General features: G+C 44.7%; 1 protein-coding gene. It reads left to right on the forward strand.

Annotation, left to right across the window (positions count from 1 at the left end; translation table 11 throughout):
* The coding region (locus tag AAEY78_RS14115; RefSeq protein WP_352340024.1) for a hypothetical protein at positions 1–253 on the forward strand (253 nt) is incomplete at both ends.

Raw genomic sequence — 253 nt, forward strand, 5'->3', positions numbered from 1 at the left:
GAATTATATTCTGCATCCGGTTCAAAGGTGCATGCCCATAAAGCTGAAATTTTTTGCCGCGATGAAACCCGTGTCGATTGGCATTCTAAAGCCCTTTGGGCATTACGTGAAAAACGTGATCGCGCCGCGGGCAGTATACCCGAATGGGAACAATTAAGGCTGCTAGGCTCACAACTTAAACTTCATACCTTGAGCCACTTAGCGGATTACCTTGAACAATTTGAACAACAATGCCTTAGCAATGGTATTAAGG

Source organism: Psychrobacter sp. 16-MNA-CIBAN-0192, from assembly GCF_040309565.1.
Taxonomy (GTDB): Bacteria; Pseudomonadota; Gammaproteobacteria; order Pseudomonadales; family Moraxellaceae; genus Psychrobacter.